The sequence below is a fragment of the Lactobacillus crispatus genome (assembly GCF_018987235.1).
GTDB lineage: Bacteria > Bacillota > Bacilli > Lactobacillales > Lactobacillaceae > Lactobacillus > Lactobacillus crispatus.
The window spans coordinates 213,051-235,241 of sequence record NZ_CP072197.1; the positions used below are offsets into that span (position 1 = coordinate 213,051).

18 protein-coding genes and 1 tRNA gene are annotated in these 22,191 nt (G+C 37.2%); 15 read left to right on the top strand and 4 right to left on the bottom strand.

Features of this window, described 5'->3' with window-relative positions; all coding sequences use genetic code 11:
* Positions 1–204 precede the first annotated feature (204 nt).
* From J6L97_RS01050 to J6L97_RS01060, 3 genes are all read left to right on the top strand, one after another.
* The gene (locus J6L97_RS01050; protein ID WP_005724055.1) at positions 205–1,431 is read left to right on the top strand and encodes a glucosaminidase domain-containing protein; all 1,227 of its coding nucleotides are present in this window, start codon (positions 205–207) and stop codon (positions 1,429–1,431) included.
* A 19-nt stretch (positions 1,432–1,450) separates the two neighbouring features.
* Positions 1,451–2,542 carry an SLAP domain-containing protein gene (locus J6L97_RS01055; protein WP_054832669.1) on the top strand — a complete coding sequence of 364 codons (1,092 nt, stop codon included), beginning with the start codon at positions 1,451–1,453 and terminating at the stop codon, positions 2,540–2,542.
* A gap of 87 nt (positions 2,543–2,629) precedes the next feature.
* Positions 2,630–4,468: a monovalent cation:proton antiporter family protein gene (locus J6L97_RS01060; RefSeq protein ID WP_057726240.1), complete on the top strand. Its 1,839-nt coding sequence runs from the start codon at positions 2,630–2,632 to the stop codon at positions 4,466–4,468.
* 55 nt (positions 4,469–4,523) lie between these two features.
* Here the strand turns inward: J6L97_RS01060 and pcp are convergent, their stop codons facing one another.
* From pcp to J6L97_RS01080, 4 genes are all read right to left on the bottom strand, one after another.
* Complete coding sequence (pcp, locus tag J6L97_RS01065; RefSeq protein WP_057726237.1) at positions 4,524–5,171, bottom strand: pyroglutamyl-peptidase I; 648 nt, start codon at positions 5,169–5,171, stop codon at positions 4,524–4,526.
* A 17-nt stretch (positions 5,172–5,188) separates the two neighbouring features.
* Positions 5,189–6,154 (bottom strand): Gfo/Idh/MocA family protein, encoded by a 966-nt coding sequence (locus J6L97_RS01070; RefSeq protein WP_057726235.1) that lies wholly within the window; start codon positions 6,152–6,154, stop codon positions 5,189–5,191.
* Positions 6,155–6,162: 8 nt separating this feature from the next.
* Positions 6,163–6,969 carry a hypothetical protein gene (locus J6L97_RS01075; RefSeq protein WP_023488453.1) on the bottom strand — a complete coding sequence of 269 codons (807 nt, stop codon included), beginning with the start codon at positions 6,967–6,969 and terminating at the stop codon, positions 6,163–6,165.
* 81 nt (positions 6,970–7,050) lie between these two features.
* The gene (locus tag J6L97_RS01080) at positions 7,051–7,806 is read right to left on the bottom strand and encodes a DUF6612 family protein (protein ID WP_057726234.1); all 756 of its coding nucleotides are present in this window, start codon (positions 7,804–7,806) and stop codon (positions 7,051–7,053) included.
* 155 nt (positions 7,807–7,961) lie between these two features.
* On the opposite strand from J6L97_RS01080, the gene J6L97_RS01085 reads away from it, so the two are divergent.
* From J6L97_RS01085 to J6L97_RS01140, 12 genes are all read left to right on the top strand, one after another.
* Positions 7,962–8,654, top strand: a complete 693-nt coding sequence (locus tag J6L97_RS01085; protein WP_054832670.1) for a 2,3-diphosphoglycerate-dependent phosphoglycerate mutase — start codon at positions 7,962–7,964, stop codon at positions 8,652–8,654.
* 277 nt (positions 8,655–8,931) lie between these two features.
* Positions 8,932–9,492: an aldose epimerase family protein gene (locus tag J6L97_RS01090; protein WP_023488455.1), complete on the top strand. Its 561-nt coding sequence runs from the start codon at positions 8,932–8,934 to the stop codon at positions 9,490–9,492.
* A gap of 105 nt (positions 9,493–9,597) precedes the next feature.
* Positions 9,598–10,698, top strand: a complete 1,101-nt coding sequence (locus J6L97_RS01095) for an LCP family glycopolymer transferase (RefSeq protein ID WP_023488456.1) — start codon at positions 9,598–9,600, stop codon at positions 10,696–10,698.
* Positions 10,698–11,312: a glycerol-3-phosphate acyltransferase gene (locus tag J6L97_RS01100; protein ID WP_013085739.1), complete on the top strand. Its 615-nt coding sequence runs from the start codon at positions 10,698–10,700 to the stop codon at positions 11,310–11,312. The genes J6L97_RS01095 and J6L97_RS01100 overlap by 1 nt, the downstream gene beginning before the upstream one ends.
* 37 nt (positions 11,313–11,349) lie before the next feature.
* Entirely contained in the window at positions 11,350–14,340 is a 2,991-nt protein-coding gene (locus J6L97_RS01105) for an LTA synthase family protein (RefSeq protein ID WP_057726231.1), read from the top strand.
* A gap of 101 nt (positions 14,341–14,441) precedes the next feature.
* Positions 14,442–15,836, top strand: a complete 1,395-nt coding sequence (locus tag J6L97_RS01110) for a fibronectin type III domain-containing protein (protein WP_057726229.1) — start codon at positions 14,442–14,444, stop codon at positions 15,834–15,836.
* Between the two features lie 253 nt (positions 15,837–16,089).
* The gene (gene tyrS, locus J6L97_RS01115) at positions 16,090–17,352 is read left to right on the top strand and encodes a tyrosine--tRNA ligase (RefSeq protein ID WP_057726227.1); all 1,263 of its coding nucleotides are present in this window, start codon (positions 16,090–16,092) and stop codon (positions 17,350–17,352) included.
* Between the two features lie 418 nt (positions 17,353–17,770).
* Positions 17,771–18,127, top strand: a complete 357-nt coding sequence (locus J6L97_RS01120; RefSeq protein WP_057726225.1) for a hypothetical protein — start codon at positions 17,771–17,773, stop codon at positions 18,125–18,127.
* A gap of 117 nt (positions 18,128–18,244) precedes the next feature.
* A tRNA-Thr gene (locus J6L97_RS01125) sits at positions 18,245–18,317 on the top strand.
* Between the two features lie 34 nt (positions 18,318–18,351).
* Entirely contained in the window at positions 18,352–19,665 is a 1,314-nt protein-coding gene (locus J6L97_RS01130) for a C1 family peptidase (protein ID WP_013085743.1), read from the top strand.
* Positions 19,665–20,318 (top strand): HD domain-containing protein, encoded by a 654-nt coding sequence (locus tag J6L97_RS01135; protein ID WP_023488458.1) that lies wholly within the window; start codon positions 19,665–19,667, stop codon positions 20,316–20,318. Before J6L97_RS01130 ends, J6L97_RS01135 begins: the two co-directional genes overlap by 1 nt.
* A 168-nt stretch (positions 20,319–20,486) precedes the next feature.
* Complete coding sequence (locus J6L97_RS01140; RefSeq protein ID WP_005724070.1) at positions 20,487–22,106, top strand: peptide ABC transporter substrate-binding protein; 1,620 nt, start codon at positions 20,487–20,489, stop codon at positions 22,104–22,106.
* Positions 22,107–22,191 lie beyond the last annotated feature (85 nt).

Here is a 22,191-nt window from a genome sequence, read left to right on the forward strand (position 1 = left end):
AGCTGTTTTATATGTTTAGAAATAAACCTAGTATAGGTAATCCACTACCTTCATCTACGCTGAAGTTAACTTATTAAAAAATTTATATAAGTTAAATAATATTATTACAAATGTTACTTTTTTACAATAAATCTGTTGAAACGCTTGTCTAGACCTAATTTGCTAGATACAATGGAGGTGTTATATTAAGGAGGATAATTTTTTATGAAGAAGAGACTTTTGACCAGTTTTGCTGCTGCCGCAATGCTTACTTCTGTAGCTGTGCCAGCAGTAAATACTACGATGATGAATCAAGCCTCAAGCCAACGAGTTTCTGCCGCTACCGCTGATCAAACTGCATTTTTAAACAAGGCTGCCAAGCAAGCAGTTAAAGCAGCTAAAAAATATGGAACTTTGCCATCAGTGATGATTGCCCAGGCAATAACTGAGTCAGGCTGGGGAAAGTCAGGATTAGCCGTGAATGCTAATAACCTTTTTGGGATGAAGGCTGATGATTCTTGGACAGGTGAGACTTATACTGCCAAGACTAGAGAAGAAGATAAAAACGGTAAGAGCTACTATATTACTGCTAAGTTTAGAAAATACCCATCTTTTGAACAATCATTTGAAGATAATGGTAGTAAATTAAGAAATGGTGTTTCTTGGGATCCGTTGCGTTATAAGGGCACTTGGATTGAAAATGCATCAACTTATGCAGCTGCAACCAAGGCTTTGACCGGTACGTATGCTACAGACTCTAAGTATGATAAGGCATTAAATAGTCATATTACTAGTTCTAATTTGACTAAGTATGATCCAGTAACCGTTAATACTACTAGAACTTATACTGCTGGCAAGGATAGTTCAACTTATAATTGGCCAACTGCTCCATCTGTTGCCAGTGCTATTGGCTCTGTTAAAGCTGGTGAAAAAGTAGTAGTTACCAAGACTATTACTTTCCATGATGGTTCAAGCAGAATGTATATTGATGGTCGCGGTTGGGTTAATGGCTCAGTTTTGGACAAGAGCAGTTCTGCAACTAAGGAACCAGTAACTCAGGCACCTAAGAATGTGCCAGCTGTTTCTAAGAACTTGATGCATAATGCCTATGTTTATGACCAAAACGGTAAGAAACTAAAGGGCAAGATGTACAAGACCAGTGATGAAAACGGTGGTAAGTGGATCAATACTTATGGTACCAAGACCATCAAGGGTAAGACCTACTACCGTGTCGGTGAAAATGAATACATTGCAGCTGGTAATATTGATGGTAGCCTCAGATTCTTGAAGAAGAATGCTTATGTTTACAATCAATATGGCAATCGCGATAACAATTTGAAGCACAAGAAGAATAGCCAAATTGCTACTTACGGCAGTGCTATAACTATCAATGGTAAGAAATACTATAAGGTAGGTATTCGTCAATACGTTAAGAAATCGAACTTCATGTAATTAAGGAAAGGGCTTTGTTGTGAAGATACGCAAATTTTTAATTGCCTTAATTGCGCTTTTGGGGTTAGTCGGCGTATCATCGGTCAGTAACCAGGTCAAAGCCGCTTCGATTAATACTTTAGCGAAGAAATATCAATATAGTGGTGTCACCTATTTATACAAGATGCTCAAACTAGAGGGGATTAAGTACAATAAATTCCCTGGTATTGAGTATCAAAATGGCAAGCCAGAAGGAATTGTCGTTCATGAGACTGACGATCCCGGAGCTACTGCTCACGATGAAGCAATCTACTTTAACCGCGAGTGGAAAAATATCAACGCTTACGTCAATGCTTTTGTAGATAGTAAGCAAGTCATCCAAATGTATTCACCTAATAATGGTACTTGGGGCGCAGGACCGAATGCCAACAATCGCTTTATTCAAATTGAGCTTTGTGAAGAAGATAGTCGTGATGCCTTTGCTAAGTCAGTTAATAATGATGCAATTTATATTGCCAAGTTGCTTCATCGTTACAATTTAAAGCCAGACAATGCTTGCGATGATGGTGAAGGCACAATTTGGTCACACAAGGCGGTTAGCACCTTCTTAGGTGGAACAGACCACGTTGACCCTGATAGTTATTTTGCCAAGTGGGATTACGACATGGATCAGTTTTATTCTTTGATCGAGTATTACTATGACTTGCAAAAGAAGAATGAAAATACTGATACTAAGGATCCAAATAAGATTAAGGACGAAGTACCAGCAGAAGTTCAAGGTGCGGTAACTTTAGGTCACGATGCTTATGTTTATGACAAGAACGGCAAGAAGACCAAGACCTTGAAGTTAGCTGGTAGTCCGGTAACCGTTTTAGGCTACAAGATAATCAGTAATAAGAAGTACTATCAAATTTGCAAGAACCAATACGTAGTAGCTACTAATATTGATGCTACTGCTAGAACTGTTAAGAAGAATACATATTTGCGGACTCGTTCAGGTCAAATTGAAAAAGGCAATTTGGTCAAGAAGGGTAGTCGGGTCATGACATATGGCAGCAAGATTACAATTAAAGGTCAAAAGTATTATGCTTTAAATGCTACACAATATGTTTTAGTTAGCGATATTAATTAGAAAAATACGTCTTAAACCATAAATAATGGGAATTAAGACGTATTTTTTGTATAATTCTTGTGTTGAATGTGAAAAGAGGAGAATTTAATGGCGCAATTATCATTATTTTTGGTCGTCTTATTAGCGCTCGTAATTCCAATATTTATGGCGCGTTTCAAAATAAGCACTGTACCAACGGCGATTGCTGAAATTATCGTCGGAATTATTGTAGGTTCGAGCGGATTTAATATCGTGGTTTCGATACATGATTTAACATTTTTATCGAACCTCGGCGTAATTTTGCTGATGTTTTTATCAGGAATGGAAATTAATTTTGACCTGCTACAGCGCAAGAATAATCCTAAGGCTAAATCACAGGCGGGAAAAACTGTCGATCCGTTGCCAACAGCTTTAACAGCTTTCGCTGGAATTGTGGTAATGGCCTTTGTTTTGGCTTATATTTTAAAGCTGATAGGGCTATTTAGCAATGTTATCTTGGCAGCGATTATTTTTATGACCATTGCATTGGGTGTAGTTATTGCTACCTTGAAGGAAAAGGATATTCTTGGCCGACCGATTGGTCAGACAATTTTGTTAACTGCGGTTTTGGGCGAAGTAATACCGTTGCTCTTATTAACGATTTATGCCTCAGTTAATGGAGGGAATGCTGGCCAGCTTTGGTTGATTATCTTACTGTTTATCGCTGCGATTATTCTTTTGCGGCGGTTTAAGCAACCGTATTTATGGTTTAGCAAAGTAACTAAGGCAACGACTCAATTGGATATTCGGTTAGCCTTCTTCTTGATTTTTGCTTTAGTTACTGTAGCTGAGCGAGTTGGTGCTGAAAATATTTTGGGAGCATTCTTGGCCGGGATGGTAATGAAATTATTGGAACCAAGCGAGGCAACTAAAGATAAGCTAACTTCAATCGGTTATGGATTCTTTATCCCAATCTTTTTCATTATGACTGGCGTGGGCTTGAATCTAAAGTCACTATTTGCTCATCCATCATCATTGATGTTGTTGCCAGTTTTGGTCATTTTCTTGTTCTTAGCTAAAGCTCCTGTAGTTTTTCTTTATATGCGCTATTTTGAAAAGAAAAATGCCTTTGCTGGTGGCTTTTTAACTGCTACTACAATTACGATTGTTTTGCCAACTCTACAAGTTGCTAGAAAATTGCATGCAATTACTTCAACACAATCAGATGCCTTTATCTTAGCTGCGGTTATTGTTTGTATCGTGAGTCCGATTGTCTTTAATTCAAACTTTGTTTTATCACCTGAGGATCGGATGAAAGAAACTGTTACTATTGTGGGTGCCAATACTTTTACGGTACCAGTTGCACATGATTTGCACGATAATTGGTATACGATCAAGATGTTTACCGATCAGCAGGACCAATACGAAACTTATGATAGTAGGGTTAAAGGTTTAACATTACTTGATAATTTGGATAATCAAAGCTTAGAGCGTAGTGGTGCCTTTGATTGCGACATTTTCGTAGCTGCAGGGCATCATGATCAAGAAAATGCACGAATGGCGGAATATGCCAAAGACTTGGGAGTCAAACGAGCAATTGCCCGAATGAATGAAGTCGATAGCGATACGATGGCTCGATGCCAGGAGGCAGGAGTAGAGTTGTTCAACTTTACTAATGTACGTTCTGCTCTGATGCGAGCTTTGATTGAGTCTCCAACGGTCTACAAGATTATGACTGATACTAACAATGTGTTGTACTCAGTTAAGGTGAGAAGTACTTCCTATACTGGACGACCACTTAGGGATCTGGAATTTGTGGACAAGATTACGGTTAGTCGAATTCGGCGTGGTGATGAGTGGTTAATACCACACGGTTGGACTGTTATTGAGCCGAATGATATCTTGATCTTTTCTGGAGAATTTAAGGTTGCTGATCGAGTAAAGAAGTTACTTAGTCATCAAAATTAGAGATAAAAAGAGGCTAAATGCAAAAATCCTGCATTTAACCTCTTTTTTTAAGTAATTAATGATTTTGTCCTTCAACTGCTTCAATGTCGCCTTGTCCATCGCGTTCAACAATAGCCCCAATTGCAGCGATTAAGCCTTTAACAATATCGGCTAATGCCATTGATGGAGTGCTTGGTCTTTTGACAACTTGTTCTGGCAAAAATGGGATGTGAATGAAGCCAGCTTTAAGGCTAGGGAATTCTTTAGCTCGCATGTATTGCACTTGATAAAAGATGTGGTTGCAGACGTAAGTACCGGCAGTGTTGGAAACTGTAGCAGGTAGACCAACAGCGCGAATCGCCTTAGCAATTGCCTTGATTGGTAGTTGGGTGAAGTAAGCCGTGTCGCCATCGGCTTGGATAGGTTCACCGAGCGGTTGATAACCATCGTTATCGGGGATGCGACCATCGTTAATATTAATAGCTACTCGTTCTGGGGTTAAAGCAGCACGCCCGCCAGCTTGACCAACATTAAGTACATAATCTGGTTGTTCTTGCACGATGGCATCATGAACAACTTGGGCAGATTTATTGAAAACCGTAGGAATTTCTAATTTGATAATTTTTGCACCCTTGATTGAGTCAGGTAGTTTTTTGACTGCTTCAATGGCGGGGTTGATCTTGTCGCCACCAAAAGGATCAAAACCAGTTACTAAAATTTTCAATGGCTTTTCCTCCAAATTTAAATCATAGAATTTTTTGCTTTAGTCAAAATTTGCATAGTTTCTAAAGTATTAACAAATGCTTCATCCGCTTTTTGCGTATCGTGTTGATCAATCATCTGGGCAAAAGTATTAAATTCAGCTGCCATTCGGTGCGGATATTTATTTAAATTATAACGCTTAGGTTGTTCATTTCTCATTTCAACTGTGAAATTATCAAGTGTTCCCGTTGAGCCGTCAAAATAGATACTACCTTTTTCGCCTTCGATAAAAGAACGTGGCGTTACATAGCTATCTTTTGATGCCGTGAGGGAGGCTTGTTTGTCAGGATAAGAGAGGTGAAGAATACCAGAAGTATCAACGCCTTTTTGCATGTTGGCATAATATTGCACTTGATCAGGCAAGCCAAACAATGCCGAGACAAGATGAATGTTGTAGATATTTAAATCCATCAAAGCACCGCCATCTTTTTTAGGATCAAAAACCGGCGCAATTTTGCCTTCAAGAAAGGCGTCATAGCGGCTAGAATATTGCGTATAATTTAGGTTAACAATATGAATTGGTGCGATCTTGTTCAATTCTTTTTGGATTTGTTTGAAGTTTTCTAAATAAAGGTTAGTAATTGCTTCAACGATGATCAAACCCTTTTCGTCAGCTAACTTTTTTAATTCTTTTGCTTGAGTGGTGCTCTGAACAAATGGCTTTTCACAGATTACATTTTTATCGTATTCTAGAGCGGCTTTAGCAATCTCATAATGCAAGAAGTTTGGCACCGCTACATAAACTGTATCGACTTCAGAATCAGCCATTAATTCTTCATTGTCCGTATAAGTACGTTTGATGTTGTACTTTTTAGCTAATTCCCGGGCAATATTTTCACTGCGCTTAGTTGAGGAAATAGCCGTTACAGTCATATTCGCAACTTGATCAGCGGTTGTTAAAAAGTCATGGACGATCATGCCGCTGCCAATAATTCCTAATTTCATTTTTTTGCCTACTTCTTTTTAGTATTAGTGGTTGGTAAATCTTTAGCGTTAGTTGCAGAGTCTGGCACTCTTAAGAAGTCATGGCTGCCGAAGTTGCCATAACTTTGACCAACTTTAACGTGCATTAATTTACCTAGTTTCATATTAACAAAGACATTAAAGGTAGATAATTTATTACCTTTAATTACAGCCTTAACATTCATTGATTGGTACTTGCCTAATTTTTTGATTTGGCTGAAAATTTTAGCTTGATTTGTACTTTGAGCAGTAGTGTCAAAAATTGGTGCTGCTGCCTCTTTCATCAAAGCTTGGTCAGTACTTTTAGCAGTTAAAGTATAAGTGTAAACACCATCTTTTTTGCTTTTTTTCATTTTATAAGCAGAAACCAACTTATCACTTGGATTGGTGATCATGTGGTTATTCATGATGGCATCGGTTAAGTCGGCATAATTATGGCCGGTTAGTTTTTCAAGGTCAGCCTTGTACCAAGTATCTTGTCCATTAATGTAGACATTGTTAAGGTTGACCCATTCCTCAGTAGAACTAGTTTTACCTTTGCTAGTGGTTTGATTGGTGATGTGGTAAACAGTGGTTTTACCACCAAAGGTAGTGTTAGCTAAGGCAACTTGATTAGAAGTGTCGGTACCCAGAGTAACAGATTGAATAACCTGTCCCGACTTGAAGCTACTTTTAGCTTTTTGAACAACTTGAGTCTTAGTCAGAGCTGAAGTAGCCTTCTTTTCTTGTTTACTGCAGCCGCCTAATAAAAAGAGGGCAGCAAAGGATAAACCGATAATCGTTTTCTTAAGTTTCATTTTTTTCTCCTCTATGATTCAATAAGTCTATTATAACTAAAAAGTCCGTTGCTCGTTGGAGTTACGGACTATTCTTTTACTTTATTTTGTATTAATTTTGCCTAAATCTACGGCCGATTTCTTGATAGAAGCAGGTACCGTCAACTTTTTGACTTGATTAATTTGATCAATCTGCATGGTGAAATTCTTTTTGTGTCCTTCATCCTTATAAGTAGAAGTCACATTAACATTTTTGATGTCGTAATTCTGATCTACGTTAATTTTGATTTCGTTGCTAATTGGTTTAACATCATCAAGATCGATGCCGATTAAAGCAGTAAAGGCAGAATCAGATACAATTGCGTTCCAAATTTTTTTGTTATTTCCTTTATAAGTAAGCAGATAATCATTGCCGTTTTGCTTTACCTTAAAATATTTTGCGTTAGGAATGAAAGGCATGAGTAATGTGCCGTTCAAATTGTAGGTAATGGCACCATAGGCACTAGCCTTAGACAACTTTGTCTTAAACCAACGCTGAGAATTGGTACCTTTCATTTGGATATAGTTGCTTTTACCCTCAATCCACATTTTATAGTGATTAGAGCTGCTAGAAACATTAGCATAAATAATCGTTGGCTTTTTAGTATATTGGGCTTCGGCTTTTTGCAAAGACTTGCCATTGCTTAATTCATTCCAAGTAGCGTGCATTGAACTGAATTTCGTTTTTTCCGCACTGGTTAAAATCGTCTTGGCAGTAGGTAAATTAGCTGTCTTTTTTGAACCTGTCTTAGAGCAGGCCGTTAAAAAGAGTAATGCTAATAAAACGGTAATGATAATATTTTGATGTTTAAATTTCATACATAACTTTCTTTCATTAAATTTTTTCTTCTAGTATAGCAAGAATAACGTTACAAAATTGAAAAAACACGATTTTTTTAGTCTTAACTCTATGAAAAAATTTGTGAAATGTGTAAAATATGGATGAAACATTGAATTTTAAAAGGAGATATTTCATGTCAAAATTAGTTTTAATCCGTCACGGTCAAAGTGAATGGAACCTTTCAAACCAATTTACTGGTTGGGTTGACGTTAACCTTTCAGAAAAAGGTGTTGAAGAAGCTAAGAAGGCTGGCCGTTTAATCAAGGAACACGGTCTTGATTTTGACCAAGCTTACACTTCATTATTAACTCGTGCTATCAAGACTTTGCACTTTGCACTTGAAGAAAGTGGCCAACTTTGGATTCCAGAAACTAAGACCTGGAGACTTAACGAACGTCACTACGGTGCTTTACAAGGCTTGAACAAGAAGGCTACTGCTGAAAAGTACGGCGATGAACAAGTTCACATTTGGCGTCGTTCATACGATGTTTTGCCACCAGCTATTGATGATGACAACGAATTCAGTCAAGCACATGACCGTCGTTACGCAAACTTGGACCCACACATCGTTCCTAAGGCTGAAAACTTACACGTATGTCTTGATCGTGTAATGCCATTCTGGGAAGACCACATTGCTCCAGATTTACTTGACGGCAAGAACGTAATTATCGCAGCTCACGGTAACTCACTTCGTGCTTTGACTAAGTACATCGAAAACATTTCTGATGAAGACATTATGAACTTGGAAATGAAGACCGGTGAACCAGTTGTTTACACATTCGACGAAAACTTGGATGTTGTTAACAAGGAAAAGTTGGACGACTAATTTATTAAGTAGTTATTCACACAAATAGAACTTCGGCGTAAGTCGGAGTTTTTTTATGCACCAAAAAAGGCATCACCGTTAAGGGATGCCTTCTTTGTATCAACTTGCTCCAAAAACTATAATTATTTCTTTGATTTCATAATTTTTTTGGAACAACTTCATTATATTATAAATAAAGAAAGATCGCCATTTTTTTCTAAGAAAGTGGTGAAAATTGACAGTTGTATATGATAAGTGCTATTTTGAGTTACAGGAGTGTAGAAATTGGGAGAAAAATATGCAAACAATCGATAATTCTCTCTTTCAAGTCTCTGTCGATGAGAATGGGGCCCGGATGGCACATCTGGTGTCTTTAACAGATCAATTTAATTATCTCGGCGAGCAAGAAAGTGAAGAAGGTATGGCACTTGCTTTTCCAGTAATGGATCAAGCCGATAATTTGGCTAACAAGTTGCCTTGGACCGTTGTTGACAAAGGTGATACTCGCGTAAGTCTAACTTTAATTGATACGCCGGAGAGCTATAAGAGTTTTCCATATCATTTTGAAGTAATGACTACTTATGCTTTGGAGGGTAATCAAGTCAACATATCCTTTTATTTGAAAAATTCTTCAAATAAGGAACTGCCATTTTCTTTGGGCTTTATCTTACCAACTTCTTGGCAAAGTGAAAGCCAGGTCAATAAGATTAGTTTGACTGGCAAAGAACATGGCATTGATCTTACTTCAACTGATTTTAAGTTGAGTGCAAAAGAAGGAAGCGTTACAGCTTTTACGGATAAAATTGAATTAGAGGCAAAAAGTAGCCATAATTTTGCGTTAAGCTTGACTTTGAAGTAAAAATTAGTAACGATTTTAATAAGATATACTAAGCAAGTCAGCGATGATTTGCTTTTTTTGTTATAATACATTCAATGTGAATTTACATCATAATAGGTATATTTTATGAAAGATAGAAAACAAAGATCTAATCACCCGCATAATAGTCGGGTAGACACACACAGTTATAAAAATCGTCATATTTGGGTCTGGGTTATTAGTATCGTAGCCTTGCTTGCGGTTGCTGGAGCGGCGTACTTTGCCTCAGTTTATTTCCGTACTAAGTCAGCGGTTGATAAGACCTATGATCCTAAGACCGCAGTGAAAACTACAGGTGAATTTGATGGAAAGAAGAAGTTCGCTGTTTTACTGATGGGGACTGATACAGGTGCCCTTGATCGAACTGAAAAGCGCGGCCGGACTGATACCATGATTTTAGCTGTAGTTAACCCTGCTAGGAAGCGTTACACATTGGTCTCAATACCGCGTGATACGATGGCACAGATGGTTGGAAGCGAGAGCTTCAAGACAGAAAAGATTAACGCCGCTTATGAATTAGGCGGGGCTAAGATGTCAATGGATTCAATTTCTAAGTTAATCAATGTGCCAATCAAGTATTATGCCGTGGTTAACATGGGTGGAATCATGAAGATGATTCGCTATGTTGGCGGAATTAATATTAGACCAACGCTTAGCTTTGAATATGGCGGTTATATTTTTAAAAAGGGCAAGCTGACCCATATGGGTGGTGCAGGTGCGCTAGCATATTCTAGAATGCGTTATGATGATCCGCGTGGAGATTATGGTCGTCAAGAACGACAACGACAGGTAATTACCACTTTGATCAAGAAGGCAGTTTCAATTAGTTCATTATCAAATCTGGATTCAATTTTGACTTCTGTGTCAAGCAATGTTCGGACTAACTTGCCATTTAGTGCGATGCAGCAGATTGCGATGAATTATCGTAGTTGTGCCAATTCGTCATCTAGTGATTATCTACATGGTTACAATGCAATGATCGACGATGCGGCTTATCAAGTACAGCCAACTAGTGAATTGCAACGGATTTCTAACCTGGTGCGCAAAGAATTAGGTTTACCTAAGGAAACGATTTCAAATAATGAAACTTTCCAAAACGAAAAGAATATTGCAAATGGCTTTAGCTTTAAGAGCGAAAAAACGCAGCACTATCATATCTATGATTACACCGAAGAAGGTGATAATTAATGGCGCGCATTTGGGCTACTCTGATTGGCTACGTTTTTGGAAATTTCTTAACGGCGATGATCGTTGGCAAAATCTTTTTAAAAATAAATCCTACTGAATACGGTTCACATAATCCGGGAACGGCTAACATGGGTGCTGTTTTTGGTAAAAAATGGGGTATTTTAACCTGTTTAGGCGATTTGCTTAAAAGTTTAATTGCCTTGTTTATTGTATATTTTGCTTTTCCAGCTCATATTAATATTGCTTATACAGGGCTAGGCCTGATCTTAGGACATTGTTTTCCAATCTGGGATCATTTTCGAGGTGGCAAAGGAGTTGCGGTTGCAGCTCAGGTAGCAGTTTTTTATAATTGGAAAGTTGGCTTTGCTACTTTATTAGTGGCTTTGGTATTAACAGCAATTATGCAAAATTTGACGATTCCGCCTTTAGTGTTTATGCTTTTATTCAGTATAAATACATTCTTGCATAATCAAGAAGCAGGATTTGTTTTTATCGTGATTACTTTGATCATGTGCTTTAAGTTCTGGCATGATATCGTAGACTTTTTCACCGGTCATGGTAAAAAGGTGGATATTCTGCTTTCAATTAAAAAGAAGCTAGGGATCATTAAGTAATGACAGAAATTTTTAGTGAGGACACAGACTAGAGAAAATGAGTGAGATTAACAAGAAAAAATCACTAAATGCTCTTCAAATCATTTGTTTGATTGTCGCAGCATTCTTTATGCTAGTGCAGATGTATTCTTGGGGGAGCACTTTTGGTAGATTACCATTAAGTACCCTAATGAGATTTATTCCAGGACTACTTGGTCACAGTACGATGGTACTAGTACCAATGGTCTTTGGTGCTGTTTATAGCAAAAGAAAGGTTCATCCAACTGAAGCTTTTAAGTTTTGGATTATAGCGGTTGTTACACTAGTGCTTTTATACTTGGTGAACTTCTTTAAACGACCAGGTACCTTTAATATGTGGAAGCTCTGGGGAGTATTTTTCCCAGTTTTGACTAGTACATCAGTATTGTTGGCTGGCTTGATTTTTAGTATGCTAGTTCAACCATACTTGTATGAATTACAACATCGCATTACTACTAAGCAAAATGTATTATTGCTTAGCACATTAACTTTGACTGGTTTTGCGACTAGTGCAGGTACAATGATCTTTAACAAGTCAATTTATGGCATTTATTTGATCTTGTACTTTGCTTGGGGGATGTTTTTAGCTAACGTTAAAATTCCTAAAAAGGTCTTTGGCTGGTCAATTGCAGCTGGAGTAATGTCTTTCTTCGTAATGTTTATCGGTGTTCCCGGATTTAATGGGGTTTACTGGTACCAACGATTATCTGGTCGAAGTGGCGCTTATTCCTGGAATCCTAAATTTTTAAGTAATATTGCTTCACCATTTTTGTTCTTAATGGTTTTAGCAGCCTTCTTAATCTTTAGAAAAGTGATTGTTAGCTATAGTGCTAAGCAGATGCACTTCTTTATTCCAGTAATTATTTTTATGGACGCTCCAATTATTGGTGGTTTTGTTAAATCGTTCCGCTTTACCAATAGCGCTGGATTTAACAAGTTCTTGATGATTGTCATCATGATGCTAGCTGCCTGGGGCTTAAGCTGGCTATATGAGCGCTATTTATTCAAGGTGAAGCCGGTTAAACGGACGGTTGCTTTTTTCAAGCAACATAATAACTTAGCAGAAATTGTTGAAGATGCTTGGACTAACTTCACTGCTTGGATAGTTGAAAATCGAGTACGACTACTTACATGGGGCTGGTTCTATGTATTAAGTTTTGCTTCATTCTTAATTGAATCAGATAATCTGCGGATCCAAATTACGACTGCAACTGATATCAATGCCGTAATTTTCTTGCTCGGGACTAGATTCTTCGCTATTATTTTGACAGCAATCTTCCTTGATGCAATGTTTGCAATTTTCTACTTCATTACTACGCGTTACTGGACTTCAACATTTTTAGTAACTGTAATTACAATTGGTTGGGCTATTGCCAACAAGATTAAATTAGATCTTCGTGGGGAACCAATTTATCCAACTGAATTAGACGAAATTGTTAACTGGAAGACCTTGATGCCAATGGTCGGCCAACAAAAGATAATTATGATCGCTATTGCCTTAGTAATCATTATTGCATTGTGTGTCTTCCTTGAAATCAAGTTTCCAATTAAGAAAAAGGGTTCATGGAAACGTCGTGGTATTTGGGCACTGCTCAGCTTGCTCTTATTCATGACTCCAATACGTTTCAACCACGATGGCAGTATGATTTACCACATTAACCGTGGTTTTGACAACAAGCAATCATTCAGAAACCCTGAACGTGATATTCAAATTAACGGTCCATTATTGAACTTCTTGAACTACTTCGACTTGCAAATCATGAACAAGCCGGCCAACTATTCACAAGCTACAATTAATCATTTGAACCAAAAGTACAGCAAACTTGCTGATAAAATTAACAAGACAAGAAAGAATACTTTAAAGGATCAAACTATTGTCTACAACTTGAGTGAAAGTTTTGTTGATCCATATACTTTCCCAACAATTAAGATTGATCCAAAAACTCCAAACCCAGTTAAGTTTATCCAATCAATGAAGAAACGTGCCACATACGGTAGCATGCTTAGTGCCGGTTACGGTGGTGGTACTGCAAACATGGAATGGGAAACTTTGACCGGATTCAACATGGGTATGTTCAAGTCAACCTTGACTCCATATGTACAAATCGTACCAAACTACGACTTCTACCCAACCATTGGTATGGACTTCAACTACAAGTCAGCTGTTCACCCATTCATTGGTACTTACTACTCAAGAGTAGAAGACTACAAGAGATTTAAGTTTAACAAGTTCGTTTACCTTGGTTCTAAATACAAGATCATTGATCAAAAGAAACTTGGTAAGAGTACTTACAACTCTGACTTCACTGCTTATGCTAACGGTTTGAGACAAATCAACAGCATGAAGGGTGGTCAATTTATTAACTTGATCTCAATTCAAAACCACATGCCTTACAACAACTGGTATCCAAACAATGAATACATGGGCAAGGTATCTGGTGAACTCTTCAACACTGCCGCTGTTCGTGAGCAAATGGCAACTTACATCAAGGGTACGCAATACACCGACCAAGCTGTTAAGAAGTTTATTGGTCAAATTGATAAGATCAAGAAGCCAATTACCATTGTCTTCTACGGTGACCACTACCCAAGTATCTTGTCACAAAACTACACTGGCAAATATCCTGTTCAAATGCACTCAACTCGCTACTTCATTTACTCAAACAAGTACGCAAGACAACACGGTGCTAAGAACAAGTTGACTCACAACACTAACTTCGTCAACACTAGTGACTTCACTGCTATGATGCTTGAACAAACTAACACTAAGGTAACTCCTTACCAAGCACTTTTGACTGAAGTTCACGAGAAGCTTCCTGCAATTACCATTAACTTTAATGGTGACAAAGGCTTCCAATTGGTTGACCAAAAGGGTCACTTTGTAGATCCTAAGAAGTTGACTTCAGAACAACAAGCTATATTGAACGATTACGAAATGGTTCAATATGATATGACCGCTGGTCAAGCTTATGGCTTAAAAGCTAAGGGCTTTTACAAGATCGGTGACTAAATAAAAGAGATCGAACGTAAAGTTCGGTCTTTTTTGTATCCAATGATAAAATAAGGGCTAAGAGGAATAACTGATAATTAGCTGATTTAAAGGTGATTAGAATGAAAAAGATAATAACAATGGCACTAGCCGGTGCTGCACTATTTGGATCTTCTGCAACAACTGTTCAAGCTGGGACATATAATCCTAAGAACACTACCAGTTTTAATATTAATAGGCGTAACTATGTAGCTAAGGGAAAGATTTATAAACTCCATTTACCCGCAGCTGGTAGATTAGTTACTAATGGCAATGTTACTTTAAAAAATAGTATGGAATGGACCTGTATTCCTTATGGTAAGGACAAAAATACGTATTATCTGCGTAAAGGCACATATTATTTAACTAGTTCAAAGAATATTAGTGTGAAGACTACTTATACTCGTTTAACTAAGATCCGTAAGAATTTAGAAACTTACGTTGAAACAAAGAAGAATAATGACAACAGTAGTCTTAAAGCTAGAAAGATTGAAATTGGTCAAGATATTAAAGCAATGGGTGAAATGTACGATTACGATAGTGTCGACTACTACACCTTTACTATTGACTCACCTCAAATGGTTACGATGAGGATGATCAATAATCCGATTTATCAGCTTGGAAAAGGTAACATTTTCAGCAAGATGAATGTAATCATGTTCAGTGAAAATAATCCAGTTGGCGGTAGTACGATGCTTTACCCAGAGAGTTTCGAAATTAATGGCAATAAGATTGCTAGTCAAAGCTGGTACTTGTCTAAAGGAAATTATACTTTTAGTGTAAATACTCGTGGACTTTATAATTTTCAATTAACGGCTGTTCCTGATACGCGTGTGGTACCGGCAGATACTGAGATAGAATCTTTACAAAACACTAAGGATGGTGTGGTTGCTAACTTAAGGGATGCACGTCATGCGAAGACTTATGAACTTGCATGGCGTGAAAAAGGCTCAAAGGCAGCTCCATTCACTTCTAGTAGCAATACTACAGAAGTAAGTACTGCACCTGCTACACGTTACATAGACAAAAATGATCGTAAAATCCCAGTTTCAATTGGTAAAAAATTAGTTAATGGTCAAAGCTACTATTTTGTAGCTCGCGGTGTAAGCAATCCTGATTACATTCGTTACGGCAATCCGGAAAAAGATAATTATTTTGGTGCTTGGAGTAATTCAGTAGAACACACTTACTATGCACCTTCAGATGCAACACCAGGTGCAGTTGATTTAACCACTGCTAAAGCTGACAGTACTTATCACAACATTCATGTGGCTTGGAATAAAATTGCTAGTGCACAAAGTTATCGCATTGCCTACCGCCAAAAAGGTACAAATAAGTGGTACTATGAAGTAACTGATCAGGCTACTAACGCGATTACTGGTATTACTAGAAATAGAAATTATGAAGTGAAATTGCAAGCATTGAATGGTGAAAAAACTGGTCCATGGTCCGCAATTAAAACAATTTTTGTAAAATAGCGGTTGACTAAAACTATTTTTCTCGTTAATATCATAACTAACAAATGAGTAGCGAGTCGGCTCAGCGTTCAGAGAACTAGCGGTTGGTGTGAGCTAGACAGGCCGATTTCAGCGAAGTACTTAATAGGGTTGCTCCTTTACCGGCTTGAATAAGGCGCAGCAGCGCAAACGTGGGTGGTACCACGGCTAATAATGTAATTTAGTCGTCCCTTGGTCTTTTGACCAGGGGACGTTTTTTATTGGAGGAAAAACTATGGCAAAATTTGATATTTTGGAAGATTTAAAATGGCGTGGTGCCATTAATCAAGAAACTGATGAGGAAGGTTTGAGAAAGTACTTAGCAGAACATGACGATTTGGCATTGTACTGTGGTACTGACCCAACTGGTGATTCCCTTCACATTGGACACCTTATTCCATTCATGATCTTGAAGAGATTCCAAATGGCGGGCTACCATCCAGTAATTTTAATTGGTGGTGGTACTGGTGCGATTGGTGACCCATCAGGCCGTAAGACTGAACGTACTTTACAAACTGCAGAACAAGTTAAGCACAATGAAGAAAGCTTAACTAATCAAATGAAGAAGTTATTTGGTACTGAAAATTTTGAAATTAGAAACAATGCTGAATGGCTAAGCAAGCTTAACTTGATCGACTTCTTGCGTGATTATGGCAAGTTCTTCCAAGTTAACAATATGATTAACAAGGATGTTGTAGCTAGCCGTCTTGAAAATGGTATTTCATTTACTGAATTTACTTATCAAATTTTGCAAGCAATTGACTTCTACCACTTGAATAAAGATGATGGTGTTCAACTTCAAATTGGTGGTAGTGATCAATGGGGCAACATTACTGCTGGTATTGATTTGATCCATAAGCTTGAAGGCGCAGATCGTCCAGCCTTTGGTTTAACTATTCCATTGATGCTTAAGTCTGATGGTACTAAGTTTGGTAAATCTGCTGGTGGTGCTGTTTGGCTTGATCCAGAAAAGACTAGTCCTTATGAATTTTACCAATTCTGGATTAATCAAGATGACCGTGATGTGGTTAAATACTTGAAGTACTTCACTTTCCTTAGCCGTGAAGAAATCGAAGATTTAGCTGAAAAGACTGAGAAAGAACCTTGGAAACGTGCTGCACAAAAGAAGCTAGCTGAAGAAGTTACCAAGTTTGTTCATGGCGAAGCAGGTCTTGAAGAAGCTAAAATGATTACTGATGCCTTGTTCTCGGGCAATATCAAGAACTTATCAGTTGCTCAAATTGAACAAGGTTTGAAGAATGCTCCAAGTGCGGAAGCTGGCAATGAAAAGAAGAATATTGTTGATTTCTTAGTTGACACTAAGATTGAACCTTCTAAACGTCAAGCTCGTGAAGATGTAAAGAATGGTGCCATTTATGTTAATGGCGATCGTGAGCAAAGTACTGATTTCGAAGTTGATCCATCAAGTGACTTTGATGGTAAGTACGTTATTATTCGTAAAGGAAAGAGAAAGTATACTTTAGTTACAATTAAATAATTAAATATATAATTTTAACATTTTATATATAAAAATAGAGGGATTTTTTCCTCTATTTTTTTAGCTAATAATCGGAGATATTTACTACCAACTAATATTTGTAAAAGATAATGATTTGTGTAAAATAATATTTTACTTCTTAAATTGTTATTTTATTTTCTAAAATCAATTGCTACAATCTATTTATTAAGTTATTCACAAATTCACATTATTACTATACGATTTACTGCTTCAAGTGCAATACCAACATAAAATAGCTGCGTATACCTTTTGCAAATGCTGATGCAAAGCACCTGATTAAAAAACTGACTTTTAATAAAAATATGTGAAAAGCACCACTATCTACTTTACTTATAATCAAACAGTGTTATAGTAATAGTGTAAAGAGAAAGTAAGTAAATAGAAAGAGGTTATTAAAATGTTAGAATCTAAAAAAGCTATTAAGATTATTTCAAGTTTGGTAATCGGTTTGAGTTTAGGCTGTGTTCTTACTCCTATTGCTCAAGCTACTTCATTTGCTGCTCCTAAATTGGGTACTGCAACACAAGCTCCAACCAATCCTGCTATTAAAAAGGGTGATAAGATCTTTGTTGTTATTAAAGACACCAAAAATCAAAAAGTAGCTGTTTACAATAAAAATGCTGAAAAAACTAGCAAAAAAGTTGCAATGGGTTCTACTTATACCGTAAAAGACGTTAAGAAAGTTAATAAAAAGAAGATTGTCAGAATCAACAAGAGTCAATGGTTGAATATTAAAGACGTCGTTAAGAACTAAATAAAAGCAAATTTAATAACCGTTTTGAATACTTATTTTCTAAAAATACTTGGAGAGAATAAATAAGGACGAGGATGTTCAAATGAATGTCTTCGCCTTTTTTGGTACAATGAAGACGCCGCTTTAGCTCAATAGGTAGAGCACCGCCGTGGTAAGGAGGAGGTCCCCAGTTCAAACCTGGGAAGCGGCTTAGTTGTTGTTTTGGGCAAGAAAGGAAAAATTTTATGAAGCATGAACTTACAATGAATGAAATTGCTAAATTTCAAAAAGAATATGAGCAAAAACCACAAAATCGGGTTGCGGAATTGGCTGTTGTTAATAATGGTGTGGCTAAGGCTAGTTTGGATTCAGAAAAGGTTAGGAAATTGAACCGCACTTTTTCAATTGAAATCCCAACTGATAATGTTACTGATCAAAAGCAATCGGGTCGCTGCTGGCTATTTGCGGCCTTGAATACATTGCGTCATGGTTTTGCTAAGAAGTATAATGCTAAAAACTTTACTTTTTCACAAAATTATTTATTCTTCTGGGATCGAATTGAACGAGCAAATATTTTCTTTGATAATATTTTGAATACCGCAGATCGTCCACTTAGTGACAGAACAGTGCATACTTATATGCAGGGACCTGATACTGATGGTGGCCAATGGGCTATGGCTGTTTCTTTGATTAGGAAGTACGGCTTAGTGCCAACCTATGCTCAAGATGAAAGTTTCACTGCCAACAATACTGCTTTCTTCAATCGTATTTTGAATAATAAGTTGCGAGAAGATGGACTTGTGTTGCGTAAGTTAGCTCAAGCAGGTAAAAATGATGAAATTGAAGCTAAACGTCAAGAATTTTTGAGTGAGGTTTACCGTATGGCAGTAATTGCTTTCGGTCAACCAGTACAAAAATTTGACCTTGAGTTTAAGGATGATGAAGGTAAGTATCATTTTGATGGTGATCTTACTCCACTTGATTTCTTTCACGACTACTTTACTGATGACTTGGATGACTATATTGTTTTGTTCAATGCACCAGATCATGAATTTGATAAGCTGTATGCTTTGCCATTTGAAGACAATGTAGAGGGCGGAAGTCCAGTTCATTTCTTAAACACTAAAATTGAAAATCTTAAAGAAGCTGCGATTAAGCAACTTGAAGCAGGCGAAACTTTTTGGTTTGGTTGTGATGTAGGTAAAGATAGCGATCGTCAAAAGGGAATTTTAGCTCATAACCTCTATCAAACTGATACTATTTTTAATATTGAAACTAAGTTAAGCAAAAAAGAGAGACTGGAAACTGGTGCTTCGGGTTCAACTCATGCCATGACGATGGTTGGTGTGGATGTTGTTAATGGAAAGCCACGTCAATGGAAAATTGAAAACTCATGGGGAAGCAAGGTCGGTGAAAAAGGCTACTTTGTGATGGATGATAACTGGTTTGATGAATATCTCTTCAAAGTAGTTGTTAAAAAACAATATGTACCGGAAAAACTGGTTAAGATTTGGGAAGGCAAAGCAACGCCGGTAGAAGCATGGGACTCAATGGCATAATGGAAATTAAACAAGTTATCGATTTTACTCAAACACACTTAAAGAATGAAAAAACGGGTCATGATTTTTATCATGGCGAACGTGTAGCTAATTTGGCTAGTCAAATGTATTTAGTAGATCATGCTGATGCTCATGAAGATAGCCGGGTAGTTGCTATTATTAAAACAGCAGGTTATTTGCATGACACGATTGATGAAAAAATCTGTGCTGACCCACAAAAGGTGATTGATGAAATTGAAGAGTTATTGCCGCAAGTAGGGTTTAATGAACTAGAGGCATGGGATATTTTATTCACCATTCAACACATGTCATTTTCAGCTAATATTGAGCATCACTATCATTTGCCTTTATCTGGACAATATGTGCAAGATGCTGATCGTCTAGAAAGTTTGGGTGCGATTGGAATTGCCCGTGCCTTTACGTATGGTGGTAAACATGGCAATAAGATTTACGATCCAGAGATTAAGCCAGCCGTTTTAACTAGTCATGATCAATATCGTAACCATGTCGAAACCACAATCAACCACTTTTATGAGAAACTTTTTCATTTAGAAGATTTAATGAATACTCCTGCTGCTAAAAAAGAAGCGGAAAGACGAACTGCATACATGCGCGACTTTGTACGTGAATTTATGCAAGAATGGAATGTTTAGAATAATTTAATTTTGAATAAGCCTTGATACATCAGCATTGAGGCTTATTTTTTAAATAAATTAAAAATAATATTAAAAAAAACTTGCAAAGCAAAAAATATTTAGCTATACTTATAAACAACTTAAAGAGTTCTATTATTTTTCTCATAAATGAGAGGAGCAATATGTATGAAGTTTACCAAATTATTTGCTGCAGGAGCAACCGTTTTAATTGCCGGTTCAACGCTGGCAGCATGTGGTAGTAATTCTAATTCGTCAAGTTCATCAGCTAAGAAAACAATTAATTGGATGGATTCGGCTGAAATTCCAACGATGGACATTTCTAAGGCAACAGACGTTACCAGTTTTAACCAATTGGGTAACGTTGAAGAAGGTTTATACCGTTTAGGTAAGAATTCTAAAGTTGAGAATGCTTTGGCAACAGATACCAAGGTTTCAAAAGATGGTAAGACCTGGACTTTCACCTTGCGTGATTCTAAGTGGTCTAATGGTGATAAGTTAACGGCTAAAGACTTTGTTTACTCATGGCGCAGAACCGTTAATCCAAAGACGGCTTCACAATATGCTTACCTCTTCGAAGGAATTCATAATGCCACTCAAATTTCTGCAGGTAAGGCACCAGTTAATAGTTTGGGAGTAAAAGCTGAAGGCGATAATAAATTAGTTGTTACTTTGGACAAACGAATTCCATACTTTAAATTATTGATGGGATTCCCATTGTTCTTCCCACAAAACCAAAAGGTAGTTGAAGCTAATGGCTCTAAGTATGGTACTTCATCTAAGACTACAGCCTTCAACGGACCTTTTGTACAAAAGGGCTGGACTGGTTCTAACCTTTCTTGGAAGCTTGTGAAAAACAAGAATTACTGGGACAAGAAGAATGTTAAGCTTGATGCTATTAATTACAGCGTGCAAAAGACACCATCAACAGCTTACAACTTGTACCAATCAAATAAGCTTGATGCTACTATTTTAGATTCACAACAAACTAAGAACTTAAAACATCAAAAGGGTTACACTTTGCGTGATACTGCAGCAACCTTCTATTTGCAATTTAACCAAAAGAAGAAGATTTTCCAAAATGCTGACTTGCGTAGAGCAATCTCAATGTCAATCAATAGAAAGGCACTGGGAAGTGCTTTAGGTGGTGCTAATACCCCAGCAACCAGTTTAACTTCAAAGGGTGTAGTTAACCATGATGGTAAGGACTGGTCAGAAGTTGTTGGTGATAAGAAGAACGCCGCATATAACCCAACTGAAGCTAAGAAACTTTACAAGAAGGCTTTGAAGGAATTAGGCGTTAAGAACGTTTCATTTACAATCCTGTCTGATGATACTGATTCAGGTCAAAAGACGACTGAAACACTTCAAAGTCAATTAGAAGAAAACTTGAAGGGTATGAAGGTTTCAGTAGCTAACGTACCATTCAAGACTCGTTTGAACCGTTCAACTAGTGGTAACTTCGATGTTGTTGTTTCAGGTTGGTCAGCTGACTTTGCCGATCCAATTTCATTCGTTGACTTGTTTACTAGCAAGAATGCACAAAATAACGGTAAGTGGAGTAACTCCCAATACGACAAGTTGATCGCTGATTCTAAGACTACAGCAGATACAACTAAGCGTTGGGATGACCTTGAAAAAGCAGAAAAGATCTTACTTAGCGATGAAGGAATCGCCCCACTTTACTACAAGACTGAAGCTTGGTTAGTTCGTCCAGACATTAAGGGCATTGTCTACAATGGCGCTGGCTTGAACTACAACTTCAAGAATACTTATGTAGCAAATTAATTAAAAATTAGGAGGACATAGTAATGATTATTATTTCAGCAATTATTATTTTACAAACAAGACATAAAAATAATCTCTCTTCACT